Here is a 24218-nt window from a genome sequence, read left to right as displayed (position 1 = left end):
TAATGGAGCGGGACATCGCACGGGGTGTGAACGTAATGCCCCGGTCGGTCCGTTGTGCGCCCTGCCGCCCGGGGGCCCGGCGGCTGTTGAGTGGGTGGTCTCGCAAGGAGCGGCCGGGCCGCCGCACTCCCCCTCGTGCGGTACGGCGGCCCACCTGGCGCCGTCCGCCCCGCCTACCTGCCCGTTACTCCGCGGCGGGGCGGACGGCGCACCGGCCGCGCAGCCAGTTGCGAGGCGGATACGGCGCAGTGTTCGCCCCCCTCGGCCTGCGCCGGTATCCGCGTACGGGCTCGCCCTCGTCGGGGTGTCCGACCGCCGGTGGTGACGGGACGCGTCCCCGCCGGGGAACCAGGTCTGGGCCGGGGCCCGGACACACCGGAGGGGCGTCGCCGGACCTGAAACCGGCGACGCCCCTCCTCCGTGTCAGCTCAGCCGCACGCGGCTCACGCCCCGCGCAGCACCGCCCCCGTACGCTCGGCCGCCAGCGCCACCGCCGCGTCGCGCGCGGCCGACGCCTCGTCCACGGTCAGCGTCCGGTCGGCGGCGCGGAACCGCAGCGCGTACGCCAGGGACTTACGCCCCTCGCCCAGCTGCTCACCGGTGAACACGTCGAACAGCCGCACCGATTCGAGCAGTTCGCCCGCGCCCTCACCGAGCGCCCGCTCCACATCGGCGGCCGGCACGCCCTGGTCCACCACCAGCGCCACGTCCTGCGTCGCGACGGGGAAGGTCGAGATACGCGGCGCCCGCAGCGCGCCCGTGCCCGCCCGCTCCACGAGGTCCAGCTCCAGCTCCGTCGCGCAGGTGCGCTCCGGCAGGCCGTACGCCTTGATGACGCGCGGGTGCACCTCACCGGCGTGGCCGACGAGCGTGCGCTCGCCGTCCACCGTGGCGTACAGCGCGGCGCAGCGGCCCGGGTGCCACGGCGCGTACTGGTCGGCCTCGACCGTCAGCTCGACGCCCGCCTCGGCGGCGACCGTACGGGCCGCCTCGATCGCGTCCGCCCACTGGGTGGGACGGCCCGCGCCCCACCAGCCGGCCCGCTCCCGCGCTCCGGCGAGGACGACGGCCGCGTGGCGCGGCTGCCGGGGCAGCGCGGCGTCGAGCGTCGCCAGGTCCTGCGGCGAGGGGCGGCGGTCGACGGGCAGCCGGGCCGGCACCTTCTCCTCGCCCGTGGGCCGGAAGACCAGACCGGTCTCGTACAGCGCCAGATCGTGCGAGCCACGGCCGTCGTTGCGGCGCAGCGCGCCGAAGAGACCGGGCAGCAGTGTCGTGCGCATCTCGGGCTCGGTGTCGGCGAGCGGGTTGGCCAGCCTGACCGCGCGGCGGCGGTCGTCGTCGGCGGCCAGTCCGAGCTGGTCGAGCTGCGCGGCGCCGACGAACGGGTAGTTCAGCACCTCGACATAGCCGGCCCCGGCCAGCGCGCGGCCGACCCTCCGGTGCAGCCGCTGCCGCTCCGTGAGCCCGCGCCCGGCCGGCGGCCTGGGCAGCGTGGAGGGCAGATTCTCGTACCCCTCCAGCCGAATGACCTCTTCGGCGAGATCGTTGATCTCGCGCAGGTCGGAGCGCCAGCTCGGGACGGTGACGATCAGCTCGTCCTGTCCCTGGACATCGCAGCCGATCTCCTGGAGCCGTCGGACGACGGTCTCCCTGCCGTACGCGAGACCGGCCACCTTGTCGGGGTGGTCGGCGGCCATCGTGATGGTGTGCGGCCCGGACGGGGCGACGACCTCGGTGACACCGGCCTCCGCCGAGCCGCCCGCGAGCAGCACCAGCAGGTCGACGGTGCGCTGCGCCGCCGCCGACGCGGCGTGCGGGTCCACGCCGCGCTCGAAGCGCCGGGACGCCTCGGAGGGCAGCTTGTGCCGGCGCGCGGTGCGGGCGATGGAGATCGGGTCGAAGTGCGCCGCCTCGATGACGACCTCGGTGGTGCCGCGCGAGGCGCGCTCGGCGGCGGTCGAGGACAGCGGGCTCGCCACGATCTCGCCGTCGGCGATCTCGGTGTCGGCGCCGCCCATGACGCCTGCGAGGCCGATCGGTCCGCGGTCGTCGGTGATGACGAGGTCGGCCGCGTCCAGGACGCGCTTGACGCCGTCGAGCGTGGTCAGCTCCTCGCCCTGGGTGGCACGCCGGACGCCGATCGCGCCGTCCACCCGGTTGCGGTCGTAGGCGTGCAGCGGCTGGCCGATCTCCAGCATCACGTAGTTGGTGATGTCGACGGCCAGCGAGATGGGCCGCATCCCGGCCTTCTGGAGCCGGCGCTTGAGCCAGATCGGCGAGCGTGCCTCGGGGTCGAGCCCGGTGACCGTACGCGCGGTGAAGTGGTCGCAGCCGACGGGGTCGGCGATCTCCACGCGGTGGCCGTACGAGTTCGGCGCGGGCACGTCCAGCAGCGCCGGGTCGCGCAGCGGCAGCCCGTACGCGATGGCGGTCTCACGGGCGACACCGCGCATCGACAGGCAGTAGCCGCGGTCGGGGGTGACCGCGATGTCGAGCACCTCGTCGACGAGCTGGAGCAGCTCGATCGCGTCGGTGCCCACCTCGTACTCCGGCGGCAGGACGATGATGCCGCCGCTGCCGTCGTCGCCCATGCCCAGCTCGCCGCTGGAGCAGATCATGCCGTGCGAGGTACGGCCGTACGTCTTGCGGGCGGAGATCTCGAATCCACCGGCCAGGACGGCGCCGGGCAGGACCACGACGACCTTGTCGCCGACGGCGAAGTTCCGCGCGCCGCAGATGACTTCCTGCGGCTCACCGGTGCCGTTGGCGTCGCCGACGTCGAGGGTGCAGAAGCGGATGGGCTTCTTGAACTCGGTCAGCTCCTCGACGGTGAGGACCTTGCCGACGACGAGCGGGCCCTTGAGCCCGGCGCCGAGCTGTTCGACGGTCTCGACCTCAAGGCCGGCGGGGACGAGCCTGGCCTGCACGTCGCGGCCGGTCTCGGTGGCCGGCAGGTCGACGTACTCCCGCAGCCAGGAAAGCGGGACGCGCATCAGATCTCCATCCCGAAGGGCCGGGTGAACCGGACGTCACCCTCGACCATGTCTCGCATGTCTTCGACGTTGTGGCGGAACATCAGCATCCGCTCGATGCCGAACCCGAAGGCGAATCCGCTGTACTTCTCGGGGTCCACACCGCAGGCGATCAGCACCTTCGGGTTGACCATGCCGCAGCCGCCCAGCTCGATCCAGCCCTCGCTGCCACAGGTGCGGCAGGGCCGGTCCGGGTTGCCGACGGACTCGCCGCGGCAGACGTAACAGACCATGTCCATCTCGGCGGACGGCTCGGTGAAGGGGAAGAAGTTCGGCCGCAGCCGGGTCTTCATGCCCTCGCCGCCGAACAGCTCCTGGACCATGTGGTCGAGGGTGCCCTTGAGGTCGGCCATGGTGAGGCCCTCGTCCACGGCGAGCAGTTCGACCTGGTGGAAGACCGGGGTGTGAGTGGCGTCCAGTTCGTCCGTGCGGTAGACGCGGCCCGGACAGATGACATAGACGGGCGGCTCACGGTCGAGCATCGCGCGCGCCTGGACCGGTGAGGTGTGCGTACGCAGCACGACCCCGGACTCGTCGCCCGGCGTGCCCTCCGGACCCTGGACGAAGAAGGTGTCCTGCATCTGGCGCGCCGGGTGGTCGGGCACGAAGTTCAGGGCGTCGAAGTTGTACCACTCCGCCTCGACCTCGGGGCCGTCCGCCACCGCGTAGCCCATGGCCGTGAAGATGTCGGCGATGCGCTCCATCAAGGTGGTGAGGGGGTGCCGGGCGCCGGCGGGGACGCGGTCGTACGGCAGTGTGACATCCACCGCCTCCTCGACCAGCACCCGCGTGTCTCGCTCGGCCTCCAGCTCCACCTGCCGGGCGGCCAGCGCCTTGTTCACGGCGCCGCGGGCCTGGCCCACGCGCTTGCCCGCCTCGGCCTTGGCCTGCGGGGGCAGCGCGCCGATCTCGCGGTTGGCGAGCGACAGGGGCGAGGTGCCGCCGGCGTGCGCCGTCTTCGCGTGGGCGAGCGCTTCGAGGTCGCCGGCGGCGGCGAAGGCCGCGACGGCCTCGTCCCGCATGCGCTCGATCTCTTCCGGTTTCAGCGCCTCGACCTCGACTGGGTCGTACGACTTGTTGGGTGCCGACATCTCTTCCCGTACTTCCGGTTGGCTGGGCAGAACGACCCCGCTCGATGGCCGGGCACGCAAAGGTGCCAAGGATCGAGTCTAAAGGCCGTACGGAGTGAAGAAGCTCGTGGGCGGTCAGGCCTGCCCGTCACCCACCACCGCTCTACCTGACACTTCGTGGCGAAGTCTATTTCAGATAAGCGGGGGCGCCGACGGGCAGAATAAATCGGAACTGGGCGCCGCCGCCGGGTCCGCGACCTACGGTGATCGTCCCGCCGTGCGCCTCGACGATGCCCTTGACGATGTAAAGCCCCAGGCCCGTGCCACCGCGCTTGCTCCCCCGCCAGAAGCGGGTGAAGACACGGGCCATCGACTCCTCGGGGATGCCGGGGCCTTCGTCGCTCACGGTGACCGCTGTTCCTTTCGCGCCGCCGTCGGCGTGGGTGTGCTCCGCGTGCCCGTGGTCGACGTGCTTGACCTGGGCGGGTGCCACCTCGATCGTGACAGTTCCCTCGCCGTGGCGCACCGCGTTTTCGAGGAGGTTGCCGAGTATCTGGTCGATCTTGTCGGGGTCGGCCCACAGGTCGGGCAGCGGCTGCTGGATCCGTACGAGGAAACGGTCCGGGGACTGGCCGGACGCGGTGATCGACTGGATGTGACGTCCGACGGCGGTGCCGATGTCGACCGGCTGGCGGCGCACTTCGAGGCGGCCCGAGTCGATCCGGGAGATGTCGAGCAGTTCGGCGATCAGCCGGGTGACGCGGTTGGCGTCGGCGTCGACAGTCTCCAGCATGAGGCGCTTCTGGTCGTCGGTGAACCGCTCCCACTTGGCGAGCAGCGTCGCCGTGAAGCCCTTCACGGAGGTGAGCGGGGAGCGCAGTTCGTGTGCGACGGTCGCGATCAGCTCGGCGTGGCTGCGTTCGGTACGGCGGCGGGCCTCGGTGCCGCGGATGCTGATGACGAGGCGGCGTACGGGCCCCTGGGGGTGCGTGCGCACGTAACGGGCGGAGACCAGGACCTCACGGCCGCCCGGCAGCAGGAGATTGCGCTCGGGCTGGCCGAAGCGGGTGAGGAGACCGCCGTACGGATCGGTGAGCGCCCACCAGCGGCGGCCTTCGAGGTCTTCGAGGGGCAGCGCGCGCTCCAGCGGGCTGCCGACGGCGTCGGCGGCGGGGACGGCGGTGATACGGGCGGCGGCGGCATTGAAGCAGATCACGCGGCCCGTCTCGTCGGCGACGACAAGACCGTCGGGGAGGTCGTCGGGATCGATCCCGAAGCCGGCCGCGAGGCCGGTGCCGGCGTCCGTCCCGGCGTCCGGTCCGACGTCCGTCTCGGGGCCCGGTCCGAGGTCCGGTCCAACGTCCGGGCCGAAGTCTGTTCCGAGGTCTGCGCCGGGATCCCGTGCCGGGTCCTGCCGTGGGTCCTCGCCGGGGTCCGGGGGGCCGGCGCCGCCGGGCTCGGGCCTGACGGGTCCCCGTGTGATGGCCGACCCGCTCGCACCGACCGTCATGCCCGCATCCCACCTCTTCCGAGGAGCACAGTGGGCCCCCGACGTGTCCGTCACCCTACTAGCTCTCATCGCTCAAGGTGACTGCGCGGACCCCCTCAGCTCCCGATGCGCACACGCTGCGCCCGAGCCGAGGCGTAGAGACATACGGCCGCGGCGGTCGCCAGGTTCAGACTCTCGGCCTTTCCGTGGATCGGGACGCGTACGACGGCGTCCGCCAGCGCCCGGGTCTCGGCCGGCAGCCCCCACGCCTCGTTGCCGAAGATCCAGGCGGTCGGGACGCCCATGGTGCCCGCGTCCAGCTCGTCGTCGAGGTCGTCGTCGCCCGCCCCGTCGGCGGCCAGGACCCGGACTCCCGCTCCCCGCAGGCCCGTCACGGCCTCTTCGACGGGGACGCCGACGGCGACCGGCAGATGGAAGAGCGAACCGACCGACGCCCGGACCGACTTGGGGTTGTAGAGGTCGACGGACGCGTCGGTGAGGACGACGGCGTCGGCGCCCGCCGCGTCGGCGCAGCGCAGCACGGTGCCCGCGTTGCCCGGGTCGCGCACGTTCGCCAGGACCGCGACGAGACGGGGCCGCGCCCGCAGGACGGACTCGAACGGTGTGTCCAGGAAGCGGCAGACGCCGAGGAGTCCCTGCGGGGTGACGGTCTGGGAGACGTCGGCGACGACGGCGGCGTCCGCGTGGTGCACCTGCGCCCCGGCGGCGCGGGCGGCGTCGACGATGTCGGCGTACCGCTCGGCGGCCTCGACGGTGGTGAACAGCTCGATCAGCGTGGGCACTCCGTCCTCGCCCCGGTGTCCGACCGCTTCGCGTACGGCCTGCGGGCCCTCGGCGATGAACCGGCGCTCCTTGCCGCGGAAGGCCCGTCTGGCGAGCCGCCGGGCGGCGGTGACACGGGGGGAACGCGGAGAGATCAGCTCGGGGGTGCCCATGGGCGGCGGCTCGCTTCAGTTGCGGACGTAGAAAGGAGGGGAGGCACGCGCGCGTGGCCGGAGGGTGGAACGCGCCGGACCCGCAGGCGCGGTGCCTGCGGGTCCGGCGGGAAGTGCTCTGCTCCGTGATCCGTGACCGTGATCCGGCAGGGGATCAGGCAGCGGCCTTCGGGGCGTTGACGTCGCTCGGGAGCGCCTTCTGGGCGACCTCGACCAGCGCGGCGAACGCGTTGGCGTCGTTGACCGCGAGCTCGGCCAGGATCTTGCGGTCCACCTCGATGTTGGCGGCGTTCAGACCCTGGATGAGGCGGTTGTACGTCATGCCGTTCTGACGGGCGGCGGCGTTGATCCGCTGGATCCACAGCCGGCGGAAGTCGCCCTTGCGCTTCTTGCGGTCGTTGTAGTTGTAGACCAGGGAGTGAGTGACCTGCTCCTTGGCCTTGCGGTACAGACGTGAGCGCTGGCCGCGGTAACCCTTGGCCTGCTCGAGAATCGCCCGGCGCTTCTTGTGGGCATTGACTGCCCGCTTGACGCGTGCCACTTGTTTAACTCCTTGTAGCGGGGCCGGTTTCAGCGGGAGTCAGTCACCGCTCACCCGGCCCGGAAACGAATTGGGTCCCGGTCCTTGCGTCGCGCCCCCGTCACCGGGGGCCGCGACGTCACTTGCCGAGAAGCTTCTTGATCTTCTTGGCGTCGCCCGGGGCCAGCTCGACGGTGCCGGTCAGGCGCCGGGTCACTCGCGACGACTTGTGCTCGAGCAGGTGGCGCTTGCCGGCACGCTCACGCATCACCTTGCCGGAGCCGGTGATCTTGAAGCGCTTGCTGGCACCGCTGTGCGTCTTGTTCTTCGGCATAGCGCCGTTCTCTCCTCGTCAGTGGCGCTCCCGGCCGGTCGGACCGGCCCTTGGGAGCGTCAGTTCGCTATCTGGATCTTCCGGGCGGAGCCCGGGGGTGCCTGGCCGGCCACCCCGTGGGTCACGCGTCGGAGGACGATTCGGCCGGAGCCTCGGCTTCGGCGTTCGCACGAGCCTGCGTGGCGTCCGGGGACTCGTCCACGTGGTCGTCGGGCGCGAAGCCCTGGCGCTCGGCCTTGCGGGCCGCCTGGGCCTCGCGAGCCTCGGCCATGGCCTCGGTCTTCTTCTTGTGCGGGCCCAGAACCATGATCATGTTCCGGCCGTCCTGCTTCGGGTTCGACTCGATGAAGCCGAGCTCCTCGACGTCGGACGCCAGCCGCTGGAGCAGCCTGAAGCCCAGTTCCGGACGGGACTGCTCACGACCACGGAACATGATCGTGATCTTGACCTTGTCGCCCTGCTTGAGGAACCGGACGACGTGACCCTTTTTGGTGTCGTAGTCGTGCGGGTCGATCTTCGGCCGGAGCTTCATCTCCTTGATGACCGTGTGCGCCTGGTTCTTGCGCGCCTCACGGGCCTTCATGGCCGACTCGTACTTGAACTTCCCGTAATCCATGAGCTTGCACACGGGCGGACGGGCGGTCGCCGCGACCTCGACCAGGTCCAGGTCGTACTCCTGCGCGAGCTCCAGGGCCTTCGCAAGCGGCACGATGCCGACCTGCTCGCCGCTGGGGCCGACAAGGCGGACCTCGGGAACACGAATCCGGTCGTTAATGCGGGGCTCAGCGCTGATGGATCCTCCTCGGTAGCACCACACGACTGTCTGGCAGACAGCCGCGTAACGTCTGTTTCGACAGACCAACCGCGGGGAGTAACGAAAAATGCCCCGGACGGGACACAGGCGGGAGCTCCATGAATACCGGAACACCGCCGCGTCGAACCGCGGGGCGCGCATCGGGCGGCTCCATCGTCCGTACGGAACGATGGGCGCCACCTGACCGGTGACCCGCCGCCCCGAGGGGCAGCCAGGTGGGAGAACGGAGCCTCCACTTGTGGGTCGGCCACACGCGTGTCCGACCGGTCGTAACACAAGGTTAGCAGCACGGCGGGGATGGCGCTAACCGCCGGGGACCCGCCGAGCGGCCCGCGCCCCTGGGCCTATCGTGTGCGGCATGAGCGACACGCCGTCCCCCCAGGACTCTTCCCCCGACTTCGACGCCATGACCCGCGACATCGCGGAGGTCCCGGCCGTCGAGGTGATCGTGACCGTCGCCGTGAATCTGATGAGCGCCGCCGCGGTGAAGCTCGGTCTCACGGAGGACGGCGAGGCGCACAAGGACCTGGACGAGGCCCGCAAGCTGGTGCAGGCGCTGGCCGGGCTGATGGACGCGAGCGCGACCGAGATCAGCTCCTTCCACGCGGCGCCGCTGCGCGACGGGCTGAAGTCGCTCCAGCTGGCCTTCCGCGAAGCGTCGCTGGTCCCGGACGAGCCGGGCCAGGGCCCCGGCGAGAAGTACACGGGCCCCGTCTACGGCTGATCGGGTAGCGAGGGGTCGGGCACAGTCCGCTCGGACACGGGCCGGTCGCGTACGTAGAAGGGCTCGCCCGGGGGTGTGGCGGCGGCCGGCAGCAGTGCCAGGTCGAGGCCGCGCACCAGGCGGGCCCTCAGTACGTCGTCGGCCGCCAGCGCGCCCGCGATCCGCCGGATCGCGTCCGCCGGGGCGGCGTCCGGCAGCAGCACGAGCGCGAGGGTGCCGTCCGCCTCCCCCGGGCCGAGATGCGCCCTCAGTACGGAGGGCTCGGCGGCGACCACCTCCTTCACCGCCGTGACGACGGCCGGGTCGTCGAGCGGGTCGGTGCTGGTACGGCCCTCGGCCAGCGCGAACAGGGCGGGTCCGGTGAGTTCGTACGGCACGGGCCCCGCCAGGTCGATGACGACGGTGTCGGCCTTCTCGTGCGCGGCGGCGCTCAGCGCCTGGTGCAGCGGTACGGCGACGGGGCGCGCGGCCGGGTCCCAGCGGGCCAGCGACGCGGTCGAGGTGAAGGCGGGCAGGGCGCGCCGGTCACCGGCCCGGAGCGTGGGGACGGCCATGTCGCTGTTCTTCTCGCGGCGCAGCCCGTGCTCGTCCTCCTCGGTCTCGCCGAGGACGGCGACGACGGGGACGAGCAGCCGGGCGCCCTTGAGGGCGGCGAGTACGCGCGGCTCGGCGGTCCGGTCCCCGGACCACTCGGCGAGGGCCTGCGTCAGGACAGGGTCGGCGGTGCCGTCGTCGGTGGAGAAACCGGAATCGGGAATGTTCTTGAGAGCCACGGGTCGAGGGTAGTCGGCGTGCTGTCGCCGCCCTCCGACGGAGGGCGGAATCGGCGACCGAGGGGGGCGACACCATGAACGCGCACAGCGGACCGCTCGTCGCGGCGGCCGACGGGAACGTCACGTACGACGTCGCCGTACGCGACACGGTCACCGGCCGCACCACGGCGTACCGCCACGGTCCGGACACCACCCGTCCGACCGCCAGTGTCGTCAAGCTCGGCATCCTCGCCGCGCTGCTGCTGCGCGCCCAGGACACCGGCCGCGGGCCGACGCCCGAGGAGCGCGCGTCGGCCGCCGTGATGATCGGGCGCAGCGATAACGACGCAGCCACCGAGTTGCTGACGGCGATCGGCGGTCCCGGCGAACTGGACGCGGCCCATCGGCGGCTCGGTCTGCGTGAGTCGGTGGCGCGGCGCGAGTGGGGCCTCACGCGTACCACGGCGACGGATCAACTGGCGCTGCTGGACGCCGTGTTCGGCGGTGGGCCGTCGCCGCTCGACGAGCGTTCGCGCGCCTTCGTGGTGGATCTCATGACCCGTGTGGTGCCGGACCAGGCGTGGGGTGTCTCGGCGGCGGGCACCGCGCCCGCGCTCAAGAACGGCTGGCTGCCGCTGAGCGCCACCGGGCTGTGGGTGGTCAACTCGGTCGGCCGCGTCACCGCGGGCGACCGCGACCTGCTCGTGGCCGTCCTGTCGGGCGGGCATCCTACGAAGGACGCGGGTATCGCCCTGGTCGAGGCGGCGGCGCGGGCCGCCGTCAGCGCGGCCGGCGGCGGCCGATGACAGGGCCGCCACGCCAGAGCACCACCGCGCCGGCCAGCAGCAGCGCGCCGAGACCGCCCGCGAGCGGGGCGAGCCAGGCGGCCGGCTCGGACTGATCCGAGGTGTCGGCGGGACCGGGGCCGAAGTACCGCTTCGTGTAGCCGGTGGCCTTGTCCTTCGTGTCCGCGCTTCCGGTGTCGAGCGTCCCGGCCGCCTCGATCGCGGCGGCCGGGTCGACGATGCCGTAGCCGGTGGAGTCGTCGCGGCCGTTGTCCGGGGCGTCGCGCGCGGTGTCGGCCAGCAGTTTCTTGATCTGGGCGGGGCGCAGGTCGGGGTGGGCCGCGCGGACGAGGGCGACGGCGCCGGAGACGAAGGCGGCGGCGGCGCTGGTGCCCCAGCCTTCGTAGTAGCGGCGGTCGGGGTCCGCTATGACGACGTCCACGCCGGGTGCGCTGACGGTGGCGTACCAGCGGCGGGTGGAGAACGCTGCGTGGGTGCCGTAGCGGTCGACGGCCGTCACGGCGATCACGCCGGGGTAGGCGGCCGGGTACGAGATGCGGTCGCCCTTCTCGCCGCCGTTGCCGGCCGAGGCGACGACGGCGGCGCCCTTGGACAGGGCGTACTGGACGGCGGCGTCCTCGCCGGGCTCGGGGTGGGCCGACTCGCTGTCGTCGCCGAGAGACAGGTTGATGACGTCGGCGCCGTTGTCGGCGGCCCAGCGGATGCCGTCGGCGAGTGAACCGCCGCGCGACTTACGGGCCTTGGACCGGTCCGGGTCGGTGCCTTCGAGGATGACGCGGACCGGCAGGATCTTCGCCTCGGGGGCGATGCCGAGCACCCCGTCGTCGCGGCCGGGGCCGTGCCCGTGGCCCGCGATGATGCCCGCCATGGCGGTGCCGTGGCGCGCCCAGGCGCGGTCGCCGCTCTTGGCGCCGAAGCCGATGAGGTCCTTGCCGGTCAGGACCTGCCCCGCGAGGTCGGGGTGGGTGGGGTCGACGCCGGTGTCGAGGACCGCGACCGTGATGCCGTCGCCCTTGGTGGTGCGCCACGCCTCGTCGGTGTGCATCGCTTCGAGGGCCCACTGCTGGGCGCGGATGACGTCCGCGTGGGCGGGTGTCGCGGGGACGGCGACCAGAAAGGAAGCGGCGGCGAGGGTGGCCGCGAAACGGTGGGGGCGACGCCGTGGAAGTCCGGCCGCCGGTGTACGCCGTGGGGTCGCCGGCGGAGGTGTCGTCATCCGGAGGGCTCCGTTGCCGTGCTGACTGATCCGCTCAGGGCGGTCTCGATCCCGTCGGCGATGCCGGCGGCGTCGTGGCCGAGCCCGGACTGGGCGGCGGCGGTCTTCGCGCCTTCGGCGGTGGCCTTGTCGACGGGCTGCGGGTCGGGGACGCGGCGTCCGTCGGCGAAGCCGGAGACGGCGTAGACGACGACCGGTGCCTGATCGAGGACCCTCACCGTCCAGCTCGCGCGCTGCGCGCTGCCGAAGTCCGCGGCGACGGTGCCCCGCACCGGATAGGTGCGGGGCATCAGGTCGGTGCGCTCGGTCAGTTTCTCGTCGGTGAACCGGGCGCCCAGCGCCTTCATGGCCGCCGGCTCGGCCTCCGTGAAGACCAGGCCGACGGTGATGACGCCGGTGTTGGTCGCGTCCGTGTACGTCGCCCGCAGGACGCGCTCGCAGCCGACCGTGCGCAGCGTCTTGAGGAGGAGCGGGTCGAGCGCGTCGGCACAGCCGCTGTCGGGTGCCACCGCGACCCTGGTCCAGCTCCGGTCGGCGCCGCCGGGACCTGCGCCGTCGCCGGTGAGGGTGGGCGGGAAGAAGGTGTCGACGGGGGTGCTGTGCCACAGCGTGCGCAGCGGCGCGTAGCCGGTGTCCGACGCGGGGTCGGCGGACGAGTCGCCGGTCAGCCAACTGCCGGTGACGGCGCCGCCGATGAGGCCGAGGCCGAGGACCACGCAGACGATCGCGCCGGCCGTCCTGGCCGGGTGCCGGGCGGGCACCGGACGCAGCCGGGTGGTCGTCTCGGCGGGGGTCAGGGGCGGTTCGACCGGCCAGCGGTAGGGCGGCGGCACGGGCGGCCGGCCACTGCCCGCGGGACGGCCGAGGTCGACGGAGCCGACCGGCCTGCGCTGGGTCCGGGCGGGCTGCTCGTCGGGGCGCTGCGGGGTCTCGCGCGCGATCTTGTACGCGGGCGGAGGCGGCGGCAGCGCCGTGCCGGTGGTCCCGAAGGTCGGCGCGGACGGCCGCGGTGCTGCCGGCGCCTCAGGGGGCCGGGTGGGCCGGGGCGGGAGCGTCCCGGCGGGCGGTGCCTGGGGTACGGCCCGGGGTACGGGGCGCAGCCGCGCCGTGTCCTCGTCGGGGGGCACGGTGCCGCGCGGGGCGGCTCGCCGTGCGGCGGGCATGCGCGGGGCGGGCGGTCGCCGGGGCGGCGGTCCGGCCGGGAGCGGAGGTATGGCGGGCTGCCCGCCCGAGGACCCGCCGGAGGGTCCGCCCGATATCGCGGCGGGCGCCCCGCCGGGTGTCGCCGTGGGGGCCGCTGCGGGTGCCGCGCCCTGCCGCGGGGCGGGCGTCCGTGAGCCGTCGGCGGCGGGCTCGGAGCCGGTCGCCTCGGTGGTGCTGACGGGTTCGGCGGGGCCCGTGGGAGGCCGGTTGTGCGGGGGTCCCGACGGTGGCGGTGGACCGGTGGGGCGGGGCGGTACGGGCGCGCGCCTCGCTTCGGTACTCATCCGCCCCCCTGTGATCACGGCCCTGTGCACGACGGATCGCCGTCCGGGGCAGGCCCGTTCGTCGCCGCGTGGGCGTCACTCTACGGGCTGGAGAGCACCCCGCGGGAACAGCTCCGCAGGTCCGGGCGGATCTGACCAGAACATCCCCCTACCGTCGGGTAAGCCCGTCTGGCAAGCTCGGACGATGACTCCCCGCGCCGCCGACAGGGCCCGGTACGACCGGGCCACCGCACATCTGGACGCCCCGCTCGCCGTGGTCGATCTCGACGCCTTCGACGCCAACGCGGACGATCTCGTCCGCCGCGCGGCGGGCAAACCGATCAGGGTCGCCAGCAAATCGGTGCGCTGCCGCGCGCTGTTGGAGCGGGTCCTGGCGCGCGAGGGCTTCGCGGGCGTCATGTCGTTCACCCTGGCGGAGTCGCTGTGGCTGGCGCGCGCCGGTTTCGAGGACGTGCTGCTGGCCTATCCGTCGGTGGACCGGGCCGCGTTCGCGGAGCTGGCCGCCGATCCGAAACTGGCGGCGGCCGTGACCGTGATGGTGGACGATCCGGCGCAGCTGGATCTCGTCGACCTCGCGCGGGCGGGCGGCACGGAGGAGATCCGGGTCTGTCTGGAGCTGGACACGGCGCTTCATCTCTTCGGCGGCCGGGTGCGGATCGGGGCCCGGCGCTCGCCGCTGCGTGAGCCGGCGCAACTGGCCGAGCTGGCCAGGTCGATCGCCCGCAGGCCCGGTTTCCGGCTGGTGGGGCTGATGGCGTACGAGGGGCATGTGGCCGGTGTCGGCGACTCGGTGGCCGGCAGGCCGCTGCGTTCGCGCGCGGTACGGCTGATGCAGTCCGCCGCGCGCAAGGAGCTGGCCGAGCGGCGCAGGGCCGTGGTGCGCGCGGTGCGGCTGGTGGCGCCGGAGCTGGAGTTCGTCAACGGCGGCGGCACGGGCAGTGTGCAGCACACGGCGGCCGAGGACTCGGTGACGGAGATCGCGGCCGGTTCGGGGCTGTACGTGCCGCGGCTGTTCGACAACTACACGTCGTTCACGGGCCGGCCGGCCGCGCTGTTCGCACAGCCGGTGGTGCGCAGGCCGGGTGTGGGTGTGGTGACCGTCCTGGGCGGCGGTTATCCGGCGTCGGGCGCGCCGGGCCGGGACCGGCTGCCGGAGCCGTATCTGCCGGAGGGGCTGCGGTACGACGCCCAGGAGGGGCCCGGCGAGGTGCAGACGCCGCTGCTGGGGTCCGCCGCCGACGATCTGCTGATCGGCGACCGGGTGTGGTTCCGGCACGCGAAGGCCGGGGAGCTGTGCGAGCGCTTCGACGAGCTGCTGCTGATCGAGGGGGACCGGGTGACGGCGACGGTGCCGACGTACCGGGGCGAGGGTCGTACGTTCCTCTGAGAGGGCGTCAGGACGGGCCGATGGAGCTGCCGACGCCGCCGCCCGTCGTGCCGCCGATCCGGCGGATGCCCTGGGTGATCGTGTCCATGCCGCTGAGGGGCGGGCCGTCCGGTCCCGCGTCGAAGCCGAACCGGACGGTGATCAGTGACTCGGCGCCGATGGTCGAGGGGAAGGCCAGGGACTGGACGTAACCGCCGGGGCCCTTGGCCGTCCTGACCTTCCAGCGCACCAGATATCCGGTGCGCCCGGCGACGGTGACGGCCCCGGACCTGACGACGGTGTGCGACGTGACGCCTCCGTAGAGGGTGGTGCCGAGGGAGTCCTCGTCGTACAGGGCGTCCGAGGCGTCCTGGATGTCTTCCTCGGCGAGGGCTTGGGCGGTGGCCGCGTCGGTGCGGGTGGCGGTGAAGGACATGACGCGGCCGTAGGGGCAGTAGCGGTTCGACTCGCCGGGGCACTCGCGGTCCGCCACGGTCGTCATGGTGATCGTGCGGTCGACGGCTCTGTCCGACTTCTCCCAGCCGTCCGGGATGGGCAGGGTGATGCCGTTGAGCTGGTCGACGAGCACGGTGGGGTCGGCGCCGGGGCTCGCCTCGCCGGTGCCGTCCGAGGGGCCGGGCGCGGGCTCGGTGGTGGCTCCGGTCCCGGTGGCACGGGGCGCGGTCTTCGTACCGTCGTCGCGCAGCAGCGTGACACCGGCGACGACCGCGAGAACGAGCACGAGCCCGGCGGCTACGACGGCGACGACCCGGCCTCGACCACGAGCGGGGCCGGGGCCGGGGGGCACCGGCGGTTGCTGGTACGGCTGTTGATACCCCTGCTGGTACGGAGGGACGATCCCGCCGGCCGGCCGGGTGTGCGCGGTCCAGGCGTTCCCGTCCCACCAGCGCTCGGTACCGGGTACACCTTGGTCGGCGTACCAGCCGGGCGGCGTCGTCATGCTCATCCCGTCACCCTAGGGCGTGTCCCCCGGGGACGGACCTACAGCGGTGTCACGTAGGCGCCGCCGATGCCGCCGTCCACCATGAAGTCCGTCGCGTTGACGAACGACGCGTCGTCGCTGGCGAGGAACGCCACCGCCGCCGCGATCTCGTCCGCCTCGGCGAACCGCCCGCCCGGAATGTGCACGAGCCGCCGCGCGGCCCGCTCGGGGTCGCTCGCGAACAGCTCTCGCAGCAGAGGGGTGTTGACCGGCCCGGGGCAGAGCGCGTTGACCCGGATGCCCTCGCGGGCGAACTGCACGCCCAGCTCACGCGACATGGCGAGGACGCCTCCTTTGGAGGCGGTGTACGAGATCTGGCTGGTGGCCGCGCCCATGGTCGCGACGAACGACGCGGTGTTGATGATCGAGCCGCGTCGCTGCTGCCGCATATAGGGGAGGACGGCCTTGCAACAGAGGTACACGGAGGTGAGGTTGACCTCCTGGACCCGGCGCCACGCGTCGATGCCGGTGGTGAGGATCGAGTCGTCCTCCGGCGGTGAGATGCCCGCGTTGTTGAACGCGATGTCGACGCTGCCGTAGGTGTCGAACGCCTTCTTGAAGAGGGCGTCGACCTGCTCCGCGTCGGTGACGTCGACTCGTACGAAGAGGCCGCCCACCTCGTCGGCCGCCGCCTTGCCCGCCGTCTCGTCGATGTCGCCGCACACGACGTTCGCGCCTTCGGAGGCGAGCCGGCGCGCGGTGGCGAGACCGATGCCACTGCCCGCGCCGGTGACGACGGCGGTACGGCCGACCAGCCGGCGGCATACGGGCGTCTCGGCGCCCTGGTTGATCTCGTCGGGCATGGGTCAGGCCTCCGTACTGATGAAGATGTTCTTGGTCTCGGTGAACGCGGTGAGTGCGTCGGGGCCCAGTTCACGCCCCACGCCGGACTGCTTGTAACCGCCGAACGGGGTCGAGTAGCGCACGCTGCTGTGGGAGTTGACGGACAGGTTGCCGGCGGCGACGGCGCGCGAGACGCGCAGTGCGCGCCCGATGTCGCGGGTCCACAGGGAGCCGGAGAGCCCGTAGGCGGTGTCGTTGGCGAGCCGGATCGCGTCCTGTTCGTCGTCGAACGGGATCACGACGGCGACCGGGCCGAAGATCTCCTCGGTCACGGCGGGGTCGTCGGCGGCGACATCGGTGAGGACGGTCGGCGGGAACCAGAAGCCCGGCCCGTCGGGTGCGGCGCCCCGTACGGCCGCCCGGTCTTCGGGCACGTACCCGCGTACGCGCTCCAGTTGGACGCGCGAGATCAGCGGTCCCATCTGGGTCTTCTCGTCCGACGGGTCGCCGACGACCACCGATCGCACGGCGGGGGCGAGGAGTTCGAGGAACCGGTCGTAGGCGGTGCGCTGGACGAGGATGCGGGTACGGGCGCAGCAGTCCTGTCCGGCGTTGTCGAGGAAGGCCATCGGGGCTTCCGCCGCCGCGCGTTCGATGTCGGCGTCGGCGAAGATGATGTTGGGGCTCTTGCCGCCGAGTTCGAGCGTCACGCGCTTGAGGAGCCCCGCTCCCCGGGCCATGATCTCCTTGCCGACGCTGGTCGAGCCGGTGAAGACGATCTTGGCGACGCCCGGGTGTTCGACCAGTGCCCGGCCGGTGATGTCCCCGGCGCCCGGCAGCACCTGGAACAGATGCTCCGGAAGCCCCGCCTCCAGGGCGAGTTCGGCCAGCCGCAGCGCGGTCAGCGGGGTGGTCTCGGCGGGCTTGAGGAGTACGGCGTTGCCCGCCGCCAGCGCGGGCGCGGTGCCCCAGGCGGCGATGGGCATGGGGAAGTTCCACGGGGCGATGACGCCGACGACACCGAGCGGTTCGAGAAGGGTGATGTCGAGCCCGCCCGCGACCGGGATCTGACGGCCGGTCAGGCGCTCCACTCCCCCGGCGGCGTAGTCGAGAAGGTCGCGGACGTTGCCCGCCTCCCAGCGGGCGTTCCCGAGGGTGTGGCCCGCCTCCTCGACCTCCAGCCGGGCGAGTTCTTCGAGATGGCCGTCGACGACGGCGGCGAAGCGGCGCAGCAGCCTGGCGCGGTCGGCGGGGGCTGCCGCCGCCCACCGGCGCTGGGCGCCGGCGGCCCGTAGGACGGCCGTGTCGACCTCGGCGGCGCCGGTCGCGGGGACGGTGGCGACGACCTCCTCGGTCGCCGGGTTGAGGATCTGGTGGGCGTGGGGCTGGTCGGGCACGGCGGTGTTCCTCACATGCGTTCGAAGGAGCGGCGCAGCTCCCAGTCGGTCACGGCGGCGTCGTAGGCGGCGAGTTCGACGCGTGCCAGGTTGAGGTAGTGGGCGACGACCTCGTCCCCGAAGGCGGCCTTGGCGATGGGGCTGTGCTCCCACAGGTCGGCGGCCTCGCGGAGGGTGGTGGGGACCTGCGCGTACTCGGAGGTGTAGGCGTTCCCGGTGCAGGCCTCGGGGAGTTCCAGCTCGTGCTCGATGCCGTACAGACCGGCGGCGACCAGTCCCGCGACGGCCAGGTGGGGGTTGACGTCGCCGCCGGGCAGCCGGTTCTCGAAGCGCATGGAGCGGCCGTGGCCGACGACGCGCAGCGCGCAGGTGCGGTTGTCGTTGCCCCACGCCACGGCGGTCGGGGCGAAGGAGCCGGGCGCGAAGCGCTTGTAGGAGTTGATGTTCGGCGCGTACAGCAGGGAGAACTCACGCAGGGCGGCGAGCTGGCCGGCCAGGAAGTGGCGCATCACGGGAGACATTCCGTGGGCGTCGTCGCCCGCCATGACGTTCGTGCCGGGTGCGTCGGCGGACTGGAGCGAGAGGTGGATGTGGCAGGAGTTGCCCTCGCGCTCGTTGTACTTGGCCATGAAGGTGAGCGAGACGCCTTCCTGGGAGGCGATCTCCTTGGCGCCGGTCTTGTAGATGGCGTGCTGGTCGCAGGTGAGCAGGGCCTCGTCGTAACGGAAGACGATCTCGTGCTGGCCCGGATTGCACTCGCCCTTGGCGGACTCGACGGTCAGTCCGGCGGCGGTCATGTCGTTGCGGATCCGGCGCAGCAGGGGCTCGATACGGCCGGTGCCGAGGATGGAGTAGTCGATGTTGTACTGGTTGGCGGGGGTGAGGCCGCGGTAGCCGCTGTCCCAGGCCTGCTCGAAGGTGTCCTTGAAGACGATGAACTCGAGCTCAGTGCCGACGTGCGCTGTGTAGCCGTGCTCGGCGAGGCGCTCCAGCTGGCGGCGCAGGATCTGGCGGGGCGCGGCGACGACGGGTGAGCCGTCGTTCCAGGCGAGGTCGGCGATGAGCATCGCCGTCCCCTCGTTCCAGGGGACGCGGCGCAGGGTCATGAGGTCGGGGCGCATGGCGAAGTCGCCGTAACCCCGGTCCCAGGAGGCCATCGCGTAGCCCTCGACGGTGTTCAGCTCGACATCGACGGCGAGGAGGTAGTTGCAGCCCTCGGTGCCGTGGTCCAGGACGTCTTCGAGGAAGAACGCCGCGGCGAACCGCTTGCCCTGGAGTCTGCCCTGCATGTCGGGGAAGGCCAGAACAACGGTGTCGATCTCGCCGTTCGCCACCAGGGCGCGCAGTTCCTCGACGGAGAGCGGGGGTGTGCGGTCTGCCACGGGACAACTCCTCCATCGGCCAGCCGGGGACCTTAAGGTATTCCGCGAGACCATTGCTTGGGAAGGGGAAACGGCGACGTGGCGGAGAAGGATGTGACGAACAGGAGTGAGCCGGCGGACCGGCTGACGCCCGTCCTGCGCCCCGTCCGCGCGGGCAACGGCTTCGAGGAGGCGCTGGAGCAGATCATGCAGGTGCTGCGCCTCGGTCTGGTGGCGGGCGGTGAACGGCTGCCCGCCGAGCGGGAGTTGGCGGAGCGGCTGCGGATCAGCCGGGTCACGCTGCGCGAGGTGCTGAAGGTCCTGGCCGACCAGGGGCTGGTGGAGAGCCGGCGGGGCCGCTACGGCGGCACGTTCGTCCTGCCCCGGCCCGACACCCCGGTGCGGGGGGTCGAGGAGGAGCTGCGGCGGCGGGTCGCCGGCGTCGACATCGAGGACGTGCTGCGTTTCCGCGAGGTGCTGGAGGTCGGCGCGGCGGGCCTGTGCGCGGCGCACGGCCTGACCGAGGAGGGGGCGGCCCGGCTGCGTACGGCGCTGGCGGCCACGCACGACGCTCCGCTGGCCGATTACCGCCGGCTCGACACGCTGCTGCATCTGACGCTCGCGGAGCTGTCGGGCTCGGCGCGGCTGACCGAGCAGTACGCGTCCGTACGCGCGACGGTGAACGATCTGCTGGACTGCATTCCGCTGCTGGTGAGGAACTTGGAGCACTCCCAGCGGCAGCACACGGCGCTGGTGGCGGCGGTGCTGGCGGGCGACCCGGAGGCGGCGCGCGCGGCGATGGGCGAGCACTGCGACGGAACGGCGGCGCTGCTGCGGGGATTCCTGGCGTGAGGCCCCGGGGTTTCCGGCCTGAGACCGCGCGGGTTTGCGGTCTCAGGCCGCGGGGATTTCCGGTCTGAGACCGCGGGGATTCCCGGCGCGGGAGCGGGGTAGCGGGGGTGGTGGGGTGACGCGGGCCCGTCCGTCCGGGGTGCGGGGTCCGTAACAGCCGCTTAACGCACAGGGCTTGCGCGGGGGTGTTTCCGGCCGCAATGGTGTGGCCTCACACCTTTACCCGTGGCAGCAACCCGAGGCAGGAGCGGCTCATGGCCGAAGGCACGGACTCCCGTATTCCACCGGCCGAACCGTCGGACTCCACCGACGACGCGGCCTATCTGCGGCGCCGTACGCTCAAGCGCGGCAGCGCCGGCTGGCTGCTGCTGACCGGCCTCGGCGTCGCGTACGTCGTCTCCGGGGACTTCTCCGGCTGGAACATCGGCCTCGCCGAGGGCGGCTTCGGCGGACTCGCCATCGCGACCCTCCTGATGGGCGTCATGTACGCCTGTCTCGTCTTCTCCCTCGCCGAACTCTCCGCCATCCTGCCCACGGCGGGCGGCGGTTACGGCTTCGCCCGCCGGGCGCTCGGCACCTGGGGCGGCTTCCTGACCGGCACGGCCATCCTCATCGAGTACATCCTGGCGCCGGCCGCGATCTCCATCTTCATCGGCGACTACGTCGAGTCGCTGAACCTCTTCGGGCTGGACGCGGGCTGGCCGGTCTATCTCGCCTGCTTCGCCATCTTCATCGGTATCCATCTCTGGGGTGTCGGCGAGGCGCTGCGCTTCAGCCTGGTCGTGACCGCCGTCGCCGTCGCCGCACTGCTGATCTTCGCGGTGGGCGCGTTCACCGAGTTCGACAGCTCCGGCCTCAACGACATCCCGGTCCAGGAGGACGCGTTCGGTGCGAACTCCTGGCTGCCGTACGGGCTGTTGGGCATCTGGGCCGCGTTCCCCTTCGGCATGTGGTTCTTCCTGGGTGTCGAGGGCGTGCCGCTGGCGGCCGAGGAGGCCAAGGACCCGGTCCGCTCGATGCCGAAGGCACTGTCGATCTCCATGGGCGTCCTGGTCCTGCTGGCGCTGATCACGTTCTTCGCGGCCACGGGTGCCCGCGGCTCCGCCGCCGTCATGGAGGCGGGCAATCCGCTGGTGGTCGCCCTCCAGGGCGACGGCGAGCCGACGGCGCTCAGCCGGTTCGTCAACTACGCGGGCCTGGCGGGCCTGGTGGCGTCGTTCTTCTCCCTCATCTACGCCGGTTCCCGGCAGTTGTTCGCGCTCTCCCGCGCCGGCTATCTGCCGCGCTTCCTCTCCCTGACGAGCAGCCGCAAGGCGCCGTACCTCGGACTGTTGATACCCGGCGCGATCGGCTTCGCCCTCGCGGCGGGCAGCGGCAACGGCGGACGGATGCTGAACGTCGCGGTCTTCGGCGCCACGATCTCCTACGCCCTGATGGCGCTCTCGCACCTGGTGCTGCGGCGCCGCGAGCCCGGTCTGCACCGTCCGTACCGGACTCCGGGCGGCATGCTGACCTCCGGTGTGGCGTTCACGCTGGCCCTGTCGGCGCTGGTGGCGACGTTCCTGGTGGACAAGGACGCCGCGTTCATCGCACTCGGGGTCTATGTCGTGGCTCTGGCCTACTTCGCCTTCTACAGTCGGCACCGGCTGGTCGCGGCGGCGCCCGAGGAGGAGTTCGCCGCGCTGGCGGCGGCCGAGGCCGACCTGGAACGGGACTGAGACCCCGCACGACAGCGGCACGGGCACGACCGCACAGCACAACGGCACACGGCACAACCGCACAACCGCACAACCGCACAGCACGACAACGGAGGAACGTTCAGTGAAGCCGCTCATCGGCGTCAGCACGTATCTGGAGGCGTCGGCCAACTGGGGCGTCTGGAGTCTGCCCGCCGCCCTGCTGCCCGTCGGATACCCCCGGCTCGTCCAGCGCGCGGGCGGCGCCGCCGTCATGCTGCCGCCGGACGAGTGGGCCACCGCCGCCTCGGTGGTCGCCCGGCTCGACGGGCTGGTCGTCGCGGGCGGTCCGGACGTGGAGCCGGTCCGGTACGGGGCCGAGCCCGACCCCCGTACCGGACCGCCGGCCAGGGAGCGGGACGAGTGGGAACTCGCCCTGATCGAGGCGGCGTTGGCGTCCGGCACACCCCTGCTCGCGATCTGCCGCGGTATGCAGCTGCTGAACGTCGCCCTCGGCGGCACGCTCATCCAGCATCTGGAGGGCCACACGGCCGCGACGGTCGGCGTCTTCGGCGAGCACTCGGTCAAGCCGGTTCCCGGGACCCGGTACGCGGCGGCGGTCCCGGAGGAGACGGATGTCCCGACCTCCCACCACCAGGCCGTGGACCGCCTCGGCGAGGGCCTGCTGGTCTCGGCCTACGCGGGCGACGGCACGGTGGAGGCGGTGGAGTTGATGGACGACCGGTGGGTGCTGGGGGTGCAGTGGCATCCGGAGATGGGGCAGGACGTACGGGTGATGGCGGCGCTGATGGCGGCGGCGCGCGACGACGGCTGAGACGGCACGCGTTGATGGTGCCGCGTTCACGTGCTGTTCGCCGGTGGAGGGAACCGTGTGCCGGGCTCGATTCATCATGGCCGTCGGACCACCCATCCCCAGGAGATGAACGTGCCCATCACCCGTAGAGATTTCTCCAAGACGTCGGCCGCCGCCGGTCTGACCCTCGTCGGCACCGCCGGTGTGCTGTCGACCGCCAGCGCGTACGCCTACGCGCAGGAGAGCGCGGACGCGACCGCCGCCACCAGCGGCGACCAGGAGCCCGGCACCCCGTCCGCGGACCGGGCGCTCGACAGCAGGACCGGTTACGGCCCGCTGATCGACGACCCGAAGGGGCTGCTCGCCCTGCCCGCCGGATTCTCGTACGAGGTGGTCACCCACGCCGGTGTCACGAGGATGGACAGCGGCGAGCCCACCCCGAACAGCCACGACGGCACGGCCACCTTCCCGGGCACCCGGGGCTCCACGCTCCTGGTCGTCAACCACGAGCTGGGCGGCGACCGCGCCGAGGTCGACTTCCCCGTACCCCTGACACCGGGACTCGCCTACGACCCCGCCGCCCCCGGCGGCTGCACCGTCGTCGAGATCTCCAAGCACGGCGACCATGTGACCGAATGGGTCGCCCTCACCGGCACCCAGGAGAACTGCGCGGGCGGCCGTACCCCTTGGGGCACCTGGCTGACGTGCGAGGAGGACACCACCAGGGCCGGCGAGGACGGCATGACCAAGGACCACGGTTATGTCTTCGAGGTGGACCCCTACGACCGGCGCGCGAACCAGCACCCGAAGCCGATCAAGGCGCTCGGCCGGTACGACCACGAGGCCGTCGTGGTCGACACCAGGCGCGGCCATCTGTATCTCACCGAGGACGCCGACGAGCCGAACGGCCTGCTGTACCGCTGGACCCCTCCGAAGGGCTTCCGCCACGGGCGGGGCAAGCTGCGCGGCCTCTCCGACACCGCCGGTGTGCTGGAGGCGTTCAAGTGCTTCGACTCCCGGGGCAGGTTCGTGGACGACCTGTCGCGCGCCACGAAGGCCAGGACCGTGTACGGCGTCGACTGGGTGACCGTGCCGGACCGGGACGCCAGGACGGTGTCGGTGCGCGAGCAGTTCACGGACGGCCAGGTCACGCGCGCCCGCAAGCTGGAGGGCATGTGGTGGGCCGACGGCGGCGCGTACATCGTCTCCTCCTACGCCCGTGAGGAGAGCCCGAAGCAGCACGACGGCCAGGTGTGGTTCTACGACCCGGCCCGTCGGAAGCTGACTCTCAAGCTGATCCTCGGCGTCAACCAGGACCCGTCGAAGGACGGCGCGCTTGACGGCCCCGACAACATCACGGTGTCTCCGTACGGAGGCGTGATCCTGGCCGAGGACGGCGAGGGCGTCCAGCATCTGTTCGGCGCGACGGACTCGGGCAGGACCTACCCGATCGCCCGCAGCGAACGCAACGACGGCACCGCCGAGGAGCCCTCGTACAGCGAGTTCGCCGGTGTGGTCTTCTCACCCGACGGCAAGACGCTGTACGCGAGCATCCAGGACCCGGGCATCCTCCTGGCCATCACCGGCCCCTGGCGCCACCAGCGCTGACGGCCCGCCACCGGACAGCACCGCCGGGGGGGGGGGGGGGGGGGGGGGGGGGGGGGGGGGGGGGGGGGGGGGGGGGGGGGGGGGGGGGGGGGGGGGGGGGGGGGGCGGGCCGGCCCGCCCCGCCCCCCCCCCCCCCCCCACGCAACCCCAGCAAAACA

Annotated in this window: 21 protein-coding genes; 7 read left to right on the top strand and 14 right to left on the bottom strand. The window is 72.4% G+C overall.

Annotated features, from left to right (window positions below):
• Positions 1-443: 443 nt before the first annotated feature.
• The 7 genes from pheT to infC form a co-directional block, all read right to left on the bottom strand.
• A complete protein-coding gene (gene pheT / locus ACFYNU_RS15280; protein ID WP_356592060.1) occupies positions 444-2993 on the bottom strand; it encodes a phenylalanine--tRNA ligase subunit beta in 2550 nt (849 codons plus the stop codon).
• Positions 2993-4123, bottom strand: a complete 1131-nt coding sequence (gene pheS / locus ACFYNU_RS15275; RefSeq protein ID WP_356592058.1) for a phenylalanine--tRNA ligase subunit alpha — start codon at positions 4121-4123, stop codon at positions 2993-2995. Before pheS ends, pheT begins: the two co-directional genes overlap by 1 nt.
• Positions 4124-4289: 166 nt before the next feature.
• The gene (locus ACFYNU_RS15270; protein WP_356592056.1) at positions 4290-5612 is read right to left on the bottom strand and encodes an ATP-binding protein; all 1323 of its coding nucleotides are present in this window, start codon (positions 5610-5612) and stop codon (positions 4290-4292) included.
• Positions 5613-5707: 95 nt separating this feature from the next.
• The gene (locus ACFYNU_RS15265) at positions 5708-6547 is read right to left on the bottom strand and encodes an RNA methyltransferase (RefSeq protein WP_356592054.1); all 840 of its coding nucleotides are present in this window, start codon (positions 6545-6547) and stop codon (positions 5708-5710) included.
• A gap of 154 nt (positions 6548-6701) precedes the next feature.
• On the bottom strand, positions 6702-7088 hold the full coding sequence (gene rplT / locus ACFYNU_RS15260) for a 50S ribosomal protein L20 (protein WP_023542860.1): 387 nt from the start codon (positions 7086-7088) through the stop codon (positions 6702-6704).
• 118 nt (positions 7089-7206) lie between these two features.
• On the bottom strand, positions 7207-7401 hold the full coding sequence (gene rpmI, locus ACFYNU_RS15255) for a 50S ribosomal protein L35 (RefSeq protein WP_023542859.1): 195 nt from the start codon (positions 7399-7401) through the stop codon (positions 7207-7209).
• A 121-nt stretch (positions 7402-7522) separates the two neighbouring features.
• On the bottom strand, positions 7523-8218 hold the full coding sequence (gene infC, locus ACFYNU_RS15250) for a translation initiation factor IF-3 (protein WP_329080652.1): 696 nt from the start codon (positions 8216-8218) through the stop codon (positions 7523-7525).
• A 355-nt stretch (positions 8219-8573) separates the two neighbouring features.
• Between infC and ACFYNU_RS15245 the strand changes: the two genes are divergently transcribed.
• A complete protein-coding gene (locus tag ACFYNU_RS15245; protein ID WP_356592051.1) occupies positions 8574-8939 on the top strand; it encodes a DUF1844 domain-containing protein in 366 nt (121 codons plus the stop codon).
• On the opposite strand, the gene ACFYNU_RS15240 is transcribed toward ACFYNU_RS15245, so the two are convergent.
• Positions 8930-9712: an SseB family protein gene (locus ACFYNU_RS15240; protein ID WP_356592049.1), complete on the bottom strand. Its 783-nt coding sequence runs from the start codon at positions 9710-9712 to the stop codon at positions 8930-8932. The genes ACFYNU_RS15245 and ACFYNU_RS15240 overlap by 10 nt on opposite strands.
• Positions 9713-9786: 74 nt before the next feature.
• Here ACFYNU_RS15240 and ACFYNU_RS15235 point away from each other — a divergent pair, with 74 nt between their 5' ends.
• Complete coding sequence (locus ACFYNU_RS15235; RefSeq protein ID WP_356592047.1) at positions 9787-10497, top strand: serine hydrolase; 711 nt, start codon at positions 9787-9789, stop codon at positions 10495-10497.
• Here ACFYNU_RS15235 and mycP read toward each other — a convergent pair.
• Both mycP and ACFYNU_RS15225 read right to left on the bottom strand, forming a co-directional pair.
• On the bottom strand, positions 10472-11713 hold the full coding sequence (gene mycP, locus ACFYNU_RS15230; RefSeq protein ID WP_356592045.1) for a type VII secretion-associated serine protease mycosin: 1242 nt from the start codon (positions 11711-11713) through the stop codon (positions 10472-10474). The two genes, ACFYNU_RS15235 and mycP, sit on opposite strands and share 26 nt — an antisense overlap.
• Positions 11710-13200 carry a hypothetical protein gene (locus ACFYNU_RS15225; RefSeq protein ID WP_356592043.1) on the bottom strand — a complete coding sequence of 497 codons (1491 nt, stop codon included), beginning with the start codon at positions 13198-13200 and terminating at the stop codon, positions 11710-11712. Before ACFYNU_RS15225 ends, mycP begins: the two co-directional genes overlap by 4 nt.
• 184 nt (positions 13201-13384) lie before the next feature.
• Between ACFYNU_RS15225 and ACFYNU_RS15220 the strand changes: the two genes are divergently transcribed.
• Entirely contained in the window at positions 13385-14587 is a 1203-nt protein-coding gene (locus tag ACFYNU_RS15220) for an amino acid deaminase/aldolase (protein ID WP_356592041.1), read from the top strand.
• A gap of 7 nt (positions 14588-14594) precedes the next feature.
• Here the strand turns inward: ACFYNU_RS15220 and ACFYNU_RS15215 are convergent, their stop codons facing one another.
• From ACFYNU_RS15215 to ACFYNU_RS15200, 4 genes are read right to left on the bottom strand one after another with little or no spacing between them, the layout of a single operon-like run.
• Positions 14595-15533 (bottom strand): DUF2510 domain-containing protein, encoded by a 939-nt coding sequence (locus ACFYNU_RS15215; protein ID WP_356592039.1) that lies wholly within the window; start codon positions 15531-15533, stop codon positions 14595-14597.
• Between the two features lie 35 nt (positions 15534-15568).
• Positions 15569-16372 carry a 3-oxoacyl-ACP reductase gene (locus tag ACFYNU_RS15210; protein WP_356592037.1) on the bottom strand — a complete coding sequence of 268 codons (804 nt, stop codon included), beginning with the start codon at positions 16370-16372 and terminating at the stop codon, positions 15569-15571.
• Between the two features lie 3 nt (positions 16373-16375).
• Positions 16376-17749 (bottom strand): aldehyde dehydrogenase family protein, encoded by a 1374-nt coding sequence (locus tag ACFYNU_RS15205; RefSeq protein ID WP_356592035.1) that lies wholly within the window; start codon positions 17747-17749, stop codon positions 16376-16378.
• 11 nt (positions 17750-17760) lie between these two features.
• Positions 17761-19131, bottom strand: coding sequence for a glutamine synthetase family protein (locus ACFYNU_RS15200; RefSeq protein ID WP_356592033.1), 1371 nt, complete (start codon positions 19129-19131; stop codon positions 17761-17763).
• A gap of 93 nt (positions 19132-19224) precedes the next feature.
• Here ACFYNU_RS15200 and ACFYNU_RS15195 point away from each other — a divergent pair, with 93 nt between their 5' ends.
• From ACFYNU_RS15195 to ACFYNU_RS15180, 4 genes are all read left to right on the top strand, one after another.
• Positions 19225-19962, top strand: coding sequence for an FCD domain-containing protein (locus tag ACFYNU_RS15195; RefSeq protein ID WP_356592031.1), 738 nt, complete (start codon positions 19225-19227; stop codon positions 19960-19962).
• Positions 19963-20216: 254 nt separating this feature from the next.
• Entirely contained in the window at positions 20217-21680 is a 1464-nt protein-coding gene (gene eat, locus ACFYNU_RS15190; protein WP_356592029.1) for an ethanolamine permease, read from the top strand.
• 103 nt (positions 21681-21783) lie between these two features.
• Complete coding sequence (locus tag ACFYNU_RS15185; RefSeq protein WP_356592027.1) at positions 21784-22473, top strand: gamma-glutamyl-gamma-aminobutyrate hydrolase family protein; 690 nt, start codon at positions 21784-21786, stop codon at positions 22471-22473.
• 111 nt (positions 22474-22584) lie between these two features.
• Entirely contained in the window at positions 22585-24060 is a 1476-nt protein-coding gene (locus ACFYNU_RS15180) for an alkaline phosphatase PhoX (RefSeq protein ID WP_356592025.1), read from the top strand.
• The last annotated feature ends 158 nt before the right edge of the window (positions 24061-24218 follow it).

The organism is Streptomyces sp. NPDC006643 (assembly GCF_042870175.1).
In the GTDB taxonomy this organism is placed as follows: domain Bacteria; phylum Actinomycetota; class Actinomycetes; order Streptomycetales; family Streptomycetaceae; genus Streptomyces.
This window is presented reverse-complemented; position numbering and strand designations above follow the sequence as displayed.

Coding starts and splice junctions, on each gene's coding strand:
- pheT (WP_356592060.1), bottom strand. CDS start 2,993: ATGCGCGTCCCGCTTTCCTGGCTGCGGGAGTACGTCGACCTGCCGGCC.
- pheS (WP_356592058.1), bottom strand. CDS start 4,123: ATGTCGGCACCCAACAAGTCGTACGACCCAGTCGAGGTCGAGGCGCTG.
- ACFYNU_RS15270 (WP_356592056.1), bottom strand. CDS start 5,612: ATGACGGTCGGTGCGAGCGGGTCGGCCATCACACGGGGACCCGTCAGG.
- ACFYNU_RS15265 (WP_356592054.1), bottom strand. CDS start 6,547: ATGGGCACCCCCGAGCTGATCTCTCCGCGTTCCCCCCGTGTCACCGCC.
- rpmI (WP_023542859.1), bottom strand. CDS start 7,401: ATGCCGAAGAACAAGACGCACAGCGGTGCCAGCAAGCGCTTCAAGATC.
- ACFYNU_RS15245 (WP_356592051.1), top strand. CDS start 8,574: ATGAGCGACACGCCGTCCCCCCAGGACTCTTCCCCCGACTTCGACGCC.
- ACFYNU_RS15235 (WP_356592047.1), top strand. CDS start 9,787: ATGAACGCGCACAGCGGACCGCTCGTCGCGGCGGCCGACGGGAACGTC.
- mycP (WP_356592045.1), bottom strand. CDS start 11,713: ATGACGACACCTCCGCCGGCGACCCCACGGCGTACACCGGCGGCCGGA.
- ACFYNU_RS15225 (WP_356592043.1), bottom strand. CDS start 13,200: ATGAGTACCGAAGCGAGGCGCGCGCCCGTACCGCCCCGCCCCACCGGT.
- ACFYNU_RS15220 (WP_356592041.1), top strand. CDS start 13,385: ATGACTCCCCGCGCCGCCGACAGGGCCCGGTACGACCGGGCCACCGCA.
- ACFYNU_RS15215 (WP_356592039.1), bottom strand. CDS start 15,533: ATGAGCATGACGACGCCGCCCGGCTGGTACGCCGACCAAGGTGTACCC.
- ACFYNU_RS15210 (WP_356592037.1), bottom strand. CDS start 16,372: ATGCCCGACGAGATCAACCAGGGCGCCGAGACGCCCGTATGCCGCCGG.
- eat (WP_356592029.1), top strand. CDS start 20,217: ATGGCCGAAGGCACGGACTCCCGTATTCCACCGGCCGAACCGTCGGAC.